Origin of the sequence: Alkalicoccus daliensis, from assembly GCF_900103955.1 — a bacterium.
Lineage (GTDB): Bacteria > Bacillota > Bacilli > Bacillales > Salisediminibacteriaceae > Alkalicoccus > Alkalicoccus daliensis.
On sequence record NZ_FNIL01000017.1, the window covers coordinates 1 to 12,820 of the forward strand.

10 protein-coding genes are annotated in these 12,820 nt (G+C 42.5%); 3 read left to right on the forward strand and 7 right to left on the reverse strand.

The genetic code is table 11. The annotated features are described in order from the left end of the window. Nucleotides 1-1,159: 1,159 nt before the first annotated feature. The 5 genes from BLP92_RS16635 to BLP92_RS16655 form a co-directional block, all read right to left on the reverse strand. Nucleotides 1,160-2,503: a GH1 family beta-glucosidase gene (locus tag BLP92_RS16635; protein ID WP_090844170.1), complete on the reverse strand. Its 1,344-nt coding sequence runs from the start codon at nucleotides 2,501-2,503 to the stop codon at nucleotides 1,160-1,162. After that, nucleotides 2,500-3,549: a LacI family DNA-binding transcriptional regulator gene (locus tag BLP92_RS16640; protein ID WP_090844173.1), complete on the reverse strand. Its 1,050-nt coding sequence runs from the start codon at nucleotides 3,547-3,549 to the stop codon at nucleotides 2,500-2,502. The genes BLP92_RS16635 and BLP92_RS16640 overlap by 4 nt, the downstream gene beginning before the upstream one ends. A 26-nt stretch (nucleotides 3,550-3,575) precedes the next feature. Beyond that, nucleotides 3,576-4,430 (reverse strand): carbohydrate ABC transporter permease, encoded by an 855-nt coding sequence (locus BLP92_RS16645; protein ID WP_090844176.1) that lies wholly within the window; start codon nucleotides 4,428-4,430, stop codon nucleotides 3,576-3,578. After that, a complete protein-coding gene (locus BLP92_RS16650; RefSeq protein ID WP_090844179.1) occupies nucleotides 4,430-5,380 on the reverse strand; it encodes a carbohydrate ABC transporter permease in 951 nt (316 codons plus the stop codon). Before BLP92_RS16650 ends, BLP92_RS16645 begins: the two co-directional genes overlap by 1 nt. A 79-nt stretch (nucleotides 5,381-5,459) precedes the next feature. Then, nucleotides 5,460-6,809 (reverse strand): ABC transporter substrate-binding protein, encoded by a 1,350-nt coding sequence (locus BLP92_RS16655; RefSeq protein ID WP_090844182.1) that lies wholly within the window; start codon nucleotides 6,807-6,809, stop codon nucleotides 5,460-5,462. 282 nt (nucleotides 6,810-7,091) lie between these two features. Here BLP92_RS16655 and BLP92_RS16660 point away from each other — a divergent pair, with 282 nt between their 5' ends. The 3 genes from BLP92_RS16660 to BLP92_RS16670 all read left to right on the forward strand — a co-directional run bounded on the left by BLP92_RS16660 (nucleotide 7,092) and on the right by BLP92_RS16670 (nucleotide 8,366). Continuing rightward, on the forward strand, nucleotides 7,092-7,367 hold the full coding sequence (locus BLP92_RS16660; protein ID WP_090844187.1) for a hypothetical protein: 276 nt from the start codon (nucleotides 7,092-7,094) through the stop codon (nucleotides 7,365-7,367). 234 nt (nucleotides 7,368-7,601) lie between these two features. Continuing rightward, complete coding sequence (locus tag BLP92_RS16665; protein WP_090844189.1) at nucleotides 7,602-7,772, forward strand: XapX domain-containing protein; 171 nt, start codon at nucleotides 7,602-7,604, stop codon at nucleotides 7,770-7,772. A 150-nt stretch (nucleotides 7,773-7,922) separates the two neighbouring features. Then, the gene (locus BLP92_RS16670; protein ID WP_090844191.1) at nucleotides 7,923-8,366 is read left to right on the forward strand and encodes a nucleoside deaminase; all 444 of its coding nucleotides are present in this window, start codon (nucleotides 7,923-7,925) and stop codon (nucleotides 8,364-8,366) included. Between the two features lie 592 nt (nucleotides 8,367-8,958). Here BLP92_RS16670 and BLP92_RS16675 read toward each other — a convergent pair. Then, nucleotides 8,959-10,857, reverse strand: coding sequence for a heavy metal translocating P-type ATPase (locus tag BLP92_RS16675; RefSeq protein WP_090844194.1), 1,899 nt, complete (start codon nucleotides 10,855-10,857; stop codon nucleotides 8,959-8,961). Between the two features lie 191 nt (nucleotides 10,858-11,048). Then, nucleotides 11,049-12,239 carry a cardiolipin synthase gene (cls, locus tag BLP92_RS16680; RefSeq protein WP_090844197.1) on the reverse strand — a complete coding sequence of 397 codons (1,191 nt, stop codon included), beginning with the start codon at nucleotides 12,237-12,239 and terminating at the stop codon, nucleotides 11,049-11,051. Nucleotides 12,240-12,820: the final 581 nt, after the last annotated feature.

The window sequence follows — 12,820 nt, forward strand, 5'->3', positions numbered from 1 at the left end:
TTTCTTATAGAAGTTGCAAAAGGAAGCCCATCTTATTGCATACGATAACTTAAAAATATCAAAGATTGCTCAGGTAATAAAAAAAGCGCTGCTCGTGTTGTATAAACAGCGCTTCGGATTATTAAGAAAGTATTTATTGTATAAGTATATACTTCTATCTACGGAGGCAGGGAAGATACCTTAACTTTTAGCTACCTTGAAAATAAAAGTTCCGCTAAAAAGAAGTAATACTGCTGCTTCACTTTCGGAGCGGCTTACCCAAGGGCTTGTTCTCGACTAATTTTGACGGAAAGAACGTCCGCCAAAATGGATTCTCCAACTGCGCTGGTGCGTCCTCTCCTTCGTTCCACAGCCGTATTAATTTTCATACTTCATGGTGCAAAAATTTTGCATGAATGTCTCTGTTAAAGACTGGGGCTCTTACGTGAATAAAGTGATTTTACTTTTTGGTTATTAATTTCCAGTTATTCTTGTGCTCAAAAAGCCGTGAGTAAAGGTTTGAACAGCTAAAGTTATTTGGTTAAATTTAGAAAATTTGTTAAATAAACCTTACTTGCACTAGGTGTGCGTAAGAGCCAAGACTGGTGTTGATATAAGAAAGGCACGCCTGCGGCTCCTTTTTCCGCAGGCGTCTTGAAAAATCACCTTGGCTTCGTTTTTTAGAGAGAAGAAAATAGGAAAGAAACAGTCCCTTTCTTTTGTTTTACATAGTAAGAACGAAGCGGAAACCGGCGGACGCCTGTATTAGAGAGAGCATTGCTCCGCTCGACCAACAGTCCTCTTCACAAAGAACGTGAAGAGGACTTTAAGATCATTTGGTCGGCTGCGCAAATGCTTCCGGCGGTGAAAGTTCACACCGCCTGTGGAAGAAGGAGGTCGGAAGATCCCGGAAGACGTCAGTCTGAGGAAGCTGGACATCTCCTCCACGGCAGGTCAGTTGCAGCGAAGTTTTCTAATACCAACAATGAACATTAACAGAGCTCAACTTTTAAGCAGAGAATAAAAAAAATAGCTGAAGACGGGTCGTCAAGCTTCCGCTGGAAAGCAGAGGAGAACCCATATAGGAAACATCATAATAAATACGAAAATGATAACTTTATAAACAGTTTAAAACGCTGCTCGTGTTATACGAACAGCGTTTTTATATGCTGCAGAGAAGTTAAACTTCCAGCCATTTCGTTTTCAAAAACTGCTGGTACCAGAAATAACTCTCTTTTTCTGTACGCACCAACGTGCGGTAATTCACGTGTACGAGACCAAACCGCATATTGTAGCCTTCTGCCCACTCAAAGTTATCCAGCAGCGACCAGGTCATATAACCTTTAATCGGGACCCCGGATTGTATTGCCCGGTGCAGTGCTGTTAAATGCTTCTCCAGATAACGGATTCTGCCATCATCTGCTACTACGCCATCGACCGGCTCATCGTTGTAGCAGGAGCCGTTCTCGGTAATATAGATGGGCATGTCTCCATATTGCTGATGAATTTTAGTAAGAATTTTATAAAATCCTTCAGGATAAATATTCCATCCGATATCTGTTTTTTCATAACCTTGATCAACACGTTCGTGATCAAATAAACTGGCACCTTTTTGATAACGGGCAACACCGCCTGTGTAGTAATTAATCCCTAAGAAGTCAATGGGCTGACTGATAATATCAAGATCACCTTCTACGATGGGAACCTGTACTCCTTCTTTTGCAAACCAATCTGTCAGAAATTCAGGATAGCTTCCTTTAAACACGGGATCAAAGAACCAGTCTAAAAACCAGCCGGTTGCACGGCGGCATGCTTCAGCGTCTTCCTCGCTGCTGCTGTAGGGCTCATTCCACTCCACGTTAGGGGCGTAACCGATCTCCCCTTCGAAAGAGAGGGCACGAAAACTCTGTACAGCGCGGCCGTGGGCGATCATCAGGTGGTGTGCTGTATCGACACCTGCCTGCAGGCTTTGTTTCCCGGGAGCATGAGCACCTATGTAGTTCGATAAGAAGGAAGCGCACCATGGTTCATTAATAGTTAGATACTTTTTAATTTTCCCTTCAAAAGAACGGAAGATGGTTTCCGCATACGCTGCAAACGCATCGATTGTATCCCGGTTTTCCCAGCCGCCATTTTCCTGAAGTGCCTGCGGAAGATCCCAATGATACAAGGTGCAGACAGGTTCAATGCCGCTGTCCAGTAAGCTGTCCACCAGTCTGTGATAATAGGCGAGTCCTTCTTCATTTACTTCACCAGTACCCTTCGGAAAGATACGGGGCCAGGCGATGGAAAAGCGATACATATCTACACCCAGTTCTTTCATTAGTTGTACATCTTCAGGAAAACGATGGTAGCTGTCGCAGGCAACATCCCCGTCATGTCCTTTAAAAACGTTTCCTGGTGTTTTGGCAAAGGTATCCCATATGGAAGGGCCTCGGCCATCTTTCCGGGCAGCTCCTTCAATTTGGTAAGAAGCAGTAGCCGTACCCCATTTCATATCTTTTGGAAATTGTAAGATCGTCATGTTGAAACCTCCTGAGTAGTCAAAATATTGGGTGGTGTATTATGGGTGCTTGATTCCCTGACAATCAGCTTGGGCTCTAATAAAAGAGGGGCAGGGGCAGGATGACCGGAAATCAATTCATTAAGCATGGTGGCTGCCATGGTTCCGATCATTTTTTTGTTTTGCCGAATCGTCGTTAAACTGGGCTGTACGAGTGAACCTGCCGCGAGATCATCGACCCCGATAACAGAGAAATCTGAAACTGGAAAAACTGATTCTTTAATTGCACGAAGTGCTCCGAGCGCCATAAGATCTGATGATGCAAAGACAGCATTTGGTTTGTGATCCATAGATAAAAGCTGTTTCATTAAGTAATAGCCGCTTTCTTCGAAAAAGTCGCCGATGAACTGCCATTCCTGTTTTGAATGCAGAGAAAATTGCTGCACTGCCTGCTCAAATCCATAACGGCGTTCCTTGGAAATAAAAGAAGTTTCTGAACCTCCGAAAAATGCCACATTCTTATATCCGAATTCATAAAAATGACGTAACGCAAGACTGGAAATTTCCCGGTTATCGGTCATAATATAACTGGACTTGGGTCCGCTCATTTTTAAATCAATCCCGATACTCGGAATAGAGCTTTTATCAATCTTTGCGATCGAAGGTTCTACTTCTTCTCCACTGATGATTACGCAGCCATCCACATTATAGTGAAGGCATCGTTCTAAATAATCTTCTTTATGCTGATGAAACTTTTCGTTGGAAAAAAATAATAAATCATATCCTAAACTTCCTATCTCCCTTTTGAAAGCATCCAGTACATCTACAAAAAAAGGATGGCTGAATCCGACATTTACCTTCCCAGCATAAATAACTCCAATTACATTCGTCGAGTTACTTGCCAGAGATTTTGCAGAGTAGGAAGGACGGTAGTTATGTTCTTCGATGATCTTCCAGACTTTTTGTTTCGTTTCTTCATTAATATCATCATAGTTATTAATTATTTTTGAGACAGAAGAGGTAGATAATCCTGCTAATTTTGCGATTTCTTTAATAGTAACTCTCACAATAAGAGACTCCTTTACATAGGATACTAACTTTTTACAGCTCCATCTGTAATACTCTTAATGAAGAGACGATTAAAGAGCAGGAAGACGACAACAAGAGGCAGGGTAGACCAGAATGTACCAGATAAGATCATTCCATAGTCACGCACCCGGTCATCCATTAAGCCACGGATGGCAACTTGTACAGTATGCGTTGATTGATCCTGAAGTACTACGAGCGGCCAGAGATAATCGCCCCAGATAGTCATGTAAACAATAATTCCCAAAGTAGCGAAAGCAGGAAGAATTGTCGGCACTACAATATTCCAATAAATACGGAAGTTGGAACACCCATCAATTCTCGCAGCTTCAATCAATTCATTAGGGATAGCAGAACTAATATACTGCCTCATCCAAAATATTCCGAAAGCATTCATGAATCCAGGTACAATTACTGCAGGAAGCGTACTTAACCAGCCAAGCTCCGCAATAATCATATATTGGGGAATTAAGCTAAGCTGAGGCGGCACCATCATTGTGGCAAGAATAAAGATAAAAAGAATGTTTCTGCCTGGAAAGTCCAGCTTTGCAAAAGCGAATCCAGCCAGTGAGCATAAAAAGAGAACGCCGATCGTTACACTTGTTGCAACGATAAAGGAATTGAGCAGCGATTGGAAAAAAGGAATACTGTTTAATACGTTTTGAAAGTTTGTAACAAGCTCTGTTCCAGGCATAAACGCAGGCGGCGTTTCATTAATTACGTTGTTCGGGTTGGTGGCCATGACAAACATCCAGTAGAAAGGGAAAAGAGAAGCAAACGAAAATAGAATCAGCATAGAATAAACGAAAATTTTCGCACCGGAAAATTTCTTCGCGCCGACTTCAGTAACAGGTGCAGCCATTATAATCCCCTCCTAGGTGACTGGCCGATACGATTTGCAATTAATAAATTCGCAACAGCCAAAATGATAATTATAAAGAATAGTACAAGCGCAACCGCAGAGGCAGTACCAAAGTAGTTGCTTACGAAGGCTTCGCGGTATAAGTAAAGCACAATGGAAATACCTTCCGGTCGCCCGCCGCGTCCCTGGAAAATCTGGGGCTCGGCAAATACCTGCAGCGCGCCGATAGTAGAAGTGAAAACCGTAAAGAAAATAAATGGCTTCAGCATAGGAATAGTAATATGGCGAATTTGCTGCCCGACAGTAGCACCATCCATTTTGGCAGCTTCATACAGATCGTTTGGTATAGCCTGCATCCCCGCCAGATAAATAATCGTATTATAACCGACCCAGCGCCAGAAGATCATCGTAGCAATCGCTACTTTAGTACCCCACTCAGATCGGGACCAAGTGATAGGTTCAACACCGAAAAGACCAAGGAAAGAGTTTACAAGTCCACCCTCCTGGTTGCTGAAAATAACACTGAACACAATCGCCACAGCTACAATTGAAGTAACATAAGGGAGAAAAATAGCCACTCGAAATATATTTGTAAAGCGAAGCAGCGCTGAATTTAAAGCGTATGCCAGCAGCAAACCAAAAACAAGCTGAGGAGCCGTTCCCATTAGGCCGATAATAATTGTGTTATAAATAGATTTCCAAAAAAGCGGGTCATTAAAAATAATAGAGAAATTGTTAAAAGCAACAAAAGTCATATCTCCAAGTCCATCCCACTGGAAGAAAGCTAAGTAAAAACTGAATAAAATTGGAAATAACCCAAAAACAATAAACAATAAGTAGAAAGGAGAAATAAATAGATAGCCGGAAATCATATTTTTAACTCTTTGGCTCATTCCTTTTTTTCTCTTATTAAGTTTAACTTCTTCTGCAGCAGTAGTATCTGAAGACATTATTTTTCCCCCTTATAAACAAGCAGTATGTAAAGAGAAAGAAGGCGGAAAGCTCCAGCCTTCTTTCAGGTGAATTTAATTAACGGTCAATGCGCTGTTCAATACGCTGAATCATGTCATCCCATTCCTGATCTGGGTCTGCACCATCAAATACATTAAATAATGCATCAATCATTTCATCGTTTGCAGCAGTATAGTTCGGGCCTGTATAGGTGTGCTCTACCTCTTCAGCAGCGTTTGCGAAGATGGAAGCTGTTTCCTGGCCGCCGAAGTAATCGTCAGTATAATTCTGGAATTCTTCCATTTCATAAACTTCCGGTGCAGAAGGGAAAAGTCCCATATTTTCAAAGGCTTCCAACTGCTGCTCTGGAGAAAGTAACCAGTTTAGGAAAGCGTACGCTTCTTCCGGATGCTCGCTCTGCTCAGGAATAGTAATCCAGGAACCACCCCAGTTGCCGGCGCCTTCAGGAAGAGAAGCAATTCTCCAGTCTTCATGGTCTGGAGCATTATCTTTGATTACACCCTGCATCCAGGCAGGAGCAGGCAGCGTTGCATAGCTTCCATCAGACATGCCGGAGCCCCATTCAGGTGTCCACATTTCGTAGCCGCCGACATATCCTGCTTCGATCATCTCTGTTGTAAAGTCATAAGCTTCTCTAAGATCTTCATTTTCTGGAAGAATAAAGTCACCTTCTTCGTTGAAATAAAGCTGTTCGCTCTGATCGCGCAAAGCATTAAAAATAGTTTCCGGACTGTCTACCATCGGCAGGCCTGTAGCGTCATAAATCTGAGCTGCAGCCTCCTCATATTCATCCCAGTCAGTAAGCATTTCTTCTACGGATTCCGGATCAGAATCGAGGCCGGCCTCTTCAAAAATATTCGCCTGATAGAACATAACTGTAGGGCCAATATCAGTTGGAAGTCCAAACAAATAATCGGATTCCGGATCCTGTCCGATTTCCCATACCCAGTCCAGGTACTGATCTTCCATTTCTTCTGCACCTAATTCATTTAAGTTGTAGAACCGATCTTCCGCTCCCCGGTATCGTTCAATCTCAGCTACTTCCACCGCGGCCATATCAGGTGCCCCGCTCCCTGCAGAAAGCGCAGTAAATAAATTGTTGTGATGATCTTCCATATCAATTTCCTGGAAGTTAATATAAATATCAGGATTTTCTTCCATGTACTGTTCTGCCAGATCAGGATAACCAGTTGCCCCGAACAGCCAGAAATTTAATTCAATCTGGTCCTCGGAGGCACCACTGTTATTATTTGCTGCTTCTTCACCTTCATTATTCGCCGCTTCTGCATTACTATTGTTTGCATTGCCATCATCATTACCGCCATTATTTCCATCAGCGTTGTCGCCGCCGCAGGCAGCGAGTACGAACAGTGCAGCAACAGATGTTAAACCAAAATACTTTTTCATAATATTTCCCCCAGTATTCGTTAGTTTTTAAAGCGCTTCTTAGTGACAAACAAATTTGTAAAACACTTGCTTAAAAAAATGGCTGAGTAAAAAATCATTTACTAAACCGGTTTCGTTAATTTGTATTTTATATGTAAGCGTTTTATTTGTCAATTAAATTTACAAAATATTTTTAAAAATATTAATAAAACCCATTTATAATATGTTTTAGCCTGTAAAAGAGGAGGTATAGAGAGAACTTTCGCTGCCACTGACCTGCAGTGGAGGAGATCTTCCCAGCTCGTGCTTCCTAAGACTGTGTGGACTTTCACCCTCGAAAGCATTGGTGCAGCCGATCAAATGGTCGTGAAGTTCTCTTCACGTTTTATGTGCAGAGAAATGTGGGGTGAGTGGAGCAATGCTCTCTCTAAAAAAGACGTCCTCCGGTTTTCGCTTCGTTCTTTCCTTTGCGAAACAATAGAAAATGAGAACAAGGCGGTGCAGACGCCTGCGGAAAAAGGAGGAGTGAAGATCGAAGGTTTGTCTCGAACTGCAGACGGACTCGTAAAGCAGGTGTGATTTTCAAGGTCGCCTTTTAATAAAGTTTTAATAGCTGATTTTAATGAAATACTGGATAATTTTGCAGGATACGCAGTAGAAACTTAATATACTGACCCAAATAAACATATTTTCTATCTTTAATGAAATTTATTTTAAAAAAAGATAAAAAGAGTAGATGTACGTACCTCTTTCTGTTAGTATAGATAGAGTGAGAAAATGACAATGAACGAAACATCTAAGGAAGGTGACAATATGCAAGAAGTACTATTGGCGATGCTCGCAGGTTTAATTGTAGGATTTGTATTTGCGTGGATAAAGCTGCCTATACCAGCACCCCCGGCACTACCGGGAATCATGGGAATTTTCGGTATTTATTTTGGATATCAAATATTTCAGTGGGTCTCCCGTTCATTTTTCGGATAATACAGAGCCTTCTATCGTGTCATACCGATAGAAGGCTTTTTTTCATACAGAAGTAAAGTCGTCCACAATGGTGAACAATTAGATATTTCTTTTATAGAGAGTTATCAATCTCTGTAAACAGGTTATATAGCAGTAAGAGGAGGAATTTCTATGACTTCACACGAGGAATGGATCGAGCGGTGTATTGCTATGGCAGGCGCAAATGCAGATGCAGGGCAGATGCCATTTGCATCAATCATAGTAAGAGACGGAGAAGAGGTAGCAAGAGGACTCAACGATGGAAAAGCAGCAATGGATCCGACGGCTCATGGAGAAATAAGAGCACTGCAGGCTGCAGGAAAAAAACTGAAGCAGACAGATCTTACCGGATGTATTCTTTACACAAATTGTGAACCTTGTCCCATGTGTCTTGGCGCAGTCTACTGGAGCGGTATTAAAGAAGTTTATTACGGATTATCCATTGAGGCACAGGCAGAGTTTGATCAGCTTCCCAAGTATATGTATGAAGAATTTCAGCGGAATAAAGAAGACAGAGAAGTAAAAGTTACAGAAATAAAAGGAAAGACAGACAGCAGAGCACCATTTAAAAAATAAGATTTATCAAAGTTTTATTTTATTAAAAGCCCCTGTTAAAGCCTGAACGTTAACAAAGACCTCCATGCAGAAAAAAATGCACCATGAAAGCAGAAAATTAATACTGTGTAACAAAGGCAAGAAGAAGCCCTTAGGTAAGCCTCACCGAAAACGAAGCAGTATTATTACTTCTTTTAGCAAAACTTATATTTATAAGATAGCTGAGCCAATTTCATAATTCCATTTCCAAAGAGAATTAACGAACATTTATTAATATTATACATTTAATGTTCGTTTTTTATTAAGGGTTCCGAAGTGGCAGACGGTGACTCCCAGAGGATCAGCGCAGGCTGAAGATCCAATAGGACGAAGGTTTTTATCGTCCTATTTAGCTGAAGACAAGCCCTCGGGAAAGCATCCGTCTACAACGCAGGAACCTTCTATTATTCGTATTAAATCATCTGATTTTGTATTATGAAATCGGCTCAGCTTAATAAAAAATGAAGAGGGTGCTTTTTTTCTTCTTTTAACGCCGTGCTGCAGGATCCTGGACAAATTTCTCCAGCAGATCTCAGTATAGGTGGCCTGCTGGATTTTTTTCTGTAGGGCAGCATTAGGAACGGAGCAGGCGGAGACCGTTAAGAATAACGAGAATAGTACTTCCTTCGTGCCCGATTACCCCGAGTGGAAGTGTCAGATGCTGAGCGAAGTTTGCGGTAATCAGTAATGCAATAACAGCAATAGAGAAAATCAAATTTTGCATGATAATACGTTTCAAGCGATAAGACAGCTGAAAAGCGAGGCGTATCTTCGAAAGTTCACTTTTCATCAGCACCATATCCGCCGTATCTATCGCTACATCCGTGCCGGAGCCCATAGCGATGCCGATATCAGCTTTTGCCATAGCAGGAGCATCGTTGATTCCATCCCCGATCATCGCCGCAGCACCGAAGCTGGAGCGGAGTTTTTCTATTTCTTTTACTTTCTGCTCGGGGAGGCACCGGGAAATCCACTCTTCTATCCCGGTTTCCGCTGCAATTGCTTTTGCAGTTGCTTCATTGTCCCCGGTAATCATTACTGGATGAATGCCCCGGCGTTTAAGTTCGGTGACAAGCTTGACTGCTTCTTTTCGTACTTCATCTTTCAGCGCAAAGATCGCTTGAGGGGTATTGTTTTTCATCACGAATACCACAGTGTGCCCATCTTTCATCCACTGCTGATGAAGCTGCGCGGCTTTCCTGGACCATGGACCAGCAGAAACAAGAGACTCGTTTCCTACAAGCCAGGTATCACTGCCTGCAGAAGCTTGAACGCCAAAGCCTGTAATGTCTTTAACTGTATCTATTGAAGCTTTTTTATGAATATATTTTTCCGCATACTGCGTAACAGCTTTTGCGAGAGGGTGGGAGGATTGTTCTTCAATTCCAGCAACGATTTCCAAAAGTGCTGTTTGCGTTTCTGCTCCTGGCTCCATATGAATATGCGTAACAGCCGGTTCTCCTTTCGTTAAAGTACCGGTTTTATCAACAGCGACAACTTTTACTTTAATTAACGATTCCAGCGGGAGTCCGCCTTTTGTTAGGATTCCATGCCGGGCACCCGTGGAAATTGCGGAAAGCAGTGCAGGCATAATGGAGGCAACTACTGCACAGGGGGAAGCAACTACCAGCAGCACCATTGCCCGGTAAAAAGTTTCCTGAAAAGGAGCAGCGAAGAGAAGTGTTGGAACTGTGAGCATAAGAAAAACGACAGCAAGGACGGTAATAACGTAGGGACCTTCAATTCGTTCAATCAGTTTTTGAGAGGGAGGCCTGCTGGTCTGTGCTTCTTCTACAAGCTGGATCATTTTTTGAAAAAGAGAATCTTTATTTTCTTTCGTAACTTTTAAAGTAAGGGTGCCGCTGCCATTCATCGTGCCATTGTACACAGTGTCTCCCGGAAGCTTTTCCACCGGAACCGATTCGCCGGTAATTGCCGCCTCATCTACCGCAGAGATACCGTTCTGCACAATGCCGTCTGCAGGAAGGCGCTCTCCATTCCTCACCATAATCAGGTCGCCCGGGCGAAGAGATTCTACAGGCACAATGATCTGCTGCCCCCTGTCATCAATACGAAGCGCTTCCATCGGTGCTAGCTTCACGAGTGCAGCAAGATCCTTTTCGCTTTTTTGCAGGGTGTATGTTTCTAATGCACCGCTCATCGCAAAAATGAAGATAAGTATGGCCCCTTCATTCCAGTAGCCGATGGAAGCTGCTCCCAAAGCAGCGAGTATCATAAGTATTTCCACATTCAGTTTCCGGTCCGTGATTAAATCTTCCAAGCCTTCTTTTGTTTTAAAATATCCTCCGCACACATAAGAAAGCAAATAGAAAAATAAAGCTGCGGCAGGGGAGGCGGTGAATATGCCGAGCAGTAGAAACAAACCTCCCCCCAAAGCGAAAAACAGTTCCCGGTGTTTCCAGACAACAGGCAGCTTTGTTTCTGTGTAAACTGCAGAATCAGCAATATTCACCTGGACCTCCTCCTTTGAATGGAGCTCATTTGATAAAGAGAATCATACTCAATTAGCCGCTCAAACGAGAAATTGCTGCCGCCTGAGAGAGGCAGCAGCAATTTAAATTAAAGTCGTTGGTGTCGATTCATGATGTTATTAAACAATTACCCTTTTATCCACATTATAAACACACATTCTGAGATTAAATCTTACATCCAGGGAGAAATTAATTTTGCTGATTTTTCTCTTGTATGATCCCAGAAGTTCCGGCTGTCGAGCATCTCGTAAGTAATTTCTTCGCCATAGGTAAAAAAGTCTCGCTGAATAATATTCTGTACATTTTTTACCCAGGCTTTATCTTCGATCGTGCAGTTAATTTCGTGATTAATATAAAAACTTCTCATATCAAAGTTGGAAGTACTGATATCCAATATTTTGTTGTCGATAAGCATAAGCTTTGCATGATAAAATCCTTCAGAAAACTGCCGGACCCCAACGCCTGCATCCAGCAGTTCACGGATATAATTAAAGGCACCGTCCCTTACCAGCGGATGATCCGGATTTTTAGGAATTAACAGCTGTACTTTCACCCCGCGCTCGGCCAGTTTCAATACTTCGGTATGCATCTCATGTCCTGGAATATAGTAGGGAGTACCGATAAAAACAGATTTTTTCGCTCTGGAAAAAAGTTCTTTAAAGTGATCTGTCACATGTGCTCCGTCTGTGGACAAAAGCTGTATAGGTATTTCCTTTTCAGGTCTTTTCTTCGGCCGGGTAATCCGGAGTTTTTCCCCGGACGCTGCGAACCAGTCCCTTGCAAACTGTTTTCCAAGGGAGGCTACAGCAACGCCTTGTACATATAGATGATAATCACGCCACATGCCGATCTTAGGGTCGCCCCCTGTATATTCATCTCCGACATTAAATCCTCCAACATAAGCATGCTCCCCATCAATTACAGTGACCTTGCGGTGGTTACGTTCATTCAAAGAATAAAATAAAAAGGGGAGACGCGGTTTTTGCGCATAATGCAGCTTCACACCGGATTTCTTCAGTCTGCGGCGGATTTTTGGAGATAAACGAGCACCTACCCAGTCTACTAAAAGCTTTACTTTTACCCCTTCCTTTGCTTTCCGTTGCAGAGCTTTTAAAATTTCTCCTCCGATAGAATCGTTTCGGAAAATATAAAAGTGCATATAAATGGTAGATTCCGAAGCGCGGATCTGCTTTAGTAAATGCTCAAAAAAAGTTTCTCCATGTATGAATAAAGAAGCATCACCTGTAGTAATTGCAGGCGGCTCATAAAGTCCCGCTTTACTGCGGTGATGTTTTTTTCCGAAATAAAGATCAAGTGTAATCCAGGCAGCTACTCCAGCAGCGGCCCACGGCAGCTTTCTCATGAACTTTCCTCCTTCAGGTACAATCAACTGAAATATATATTCCCTAATTCTAAAAAATTAACCGTTGGAGCAGGCGTTTTGTGCAGGGTAAATATCGTTACATGCATCAATTTCACAAGAAACAATTTTTGAAAATACAGGTTCATGAGGTACAGGCGGAATCGATCCAGGTTCTTAAATACAGCATGGCGGTCTTTGAAGAGATAGAAGCCGTGCCTTGTTTTAGAGAAATGATTCGAAGACAAGTCCTTTAGCAAGTCTTTTCCGAAAATTGGAACCTTCTGCTCAACAGAAAAATTTACTTTATGTTGATAAAGAATGATACATAAGAATATCGACCCCACGAATGATAAAACTTACCATTGCTGCAGAACGAAGGAGAGGACACCTAAAGGATGAGCGCAGCCTGAGAATCATTTCGAAGAAGCGGAGCGACGAAGAATTAGGTCGAAGACAAGCCTTCGAGCAGTCCTTCACCGAAAGCAGCGCAGCAATATAAGCTGTTCTATTTCAAAAGTCGTTTTTCATGAGAGTGCCAGGCAGGTGCTGTGGAAAGCGCGGGGACATCATGCAGACCCTTT

Bases quoted from the DNA above. Each gene is read 5' to 3' on its own strand.
- BLP92_RS16655 (WP_090844182.1), bottom strand. From the start codon at position 6,809: ATGAAAAAGTATTTTGGTTTAACATCTGTTGCTGCACTGTTCGTACTC.
- BLP92_RS16650 (WP_090844179.1), bottom strand. From the start codon at position 5,380: ATGTCTTCAGATACTACTGCTGCAGAAGAAGTTAAACTTAATAAGAGA.
- cls (WP_090844197.1), bottom strand. From the start codon at position 12,239: ATGAGAAAGCTGCCGTGGGCCGCTGCTGGAGTAGCTGCCTGGATTACA.
- BLP92_RS16645 (WP_090844176.1), bottom strand. From the start codon at position 4,430: ATGGCTGCACCTGTTACTGAAGTCGGCGCGAAGAAATTTTCCGGTGCG.
- BLP92_RS16665 (WP_090844189.1), top strand. From the start codon at position 7,602: ATGCAAGAAGTACTATTGGCGATGCTCGCAGGTTTAATTGTAGGATTT.
- BLP92_RS16670 (WP_090844191.1), top strand. From the start codon at position 7,923: ATGACTTCACACGAGGAATGGATCGAGCGGTGTATTGCTATGGCAGGC.
- BLP92_RS16635 (WP_090844170.1), bottom strand. From the start codon at position 2,503: ATGACGATCTTACAATTTCCAAAAGATATGAAATGGGGTACGGCTACT.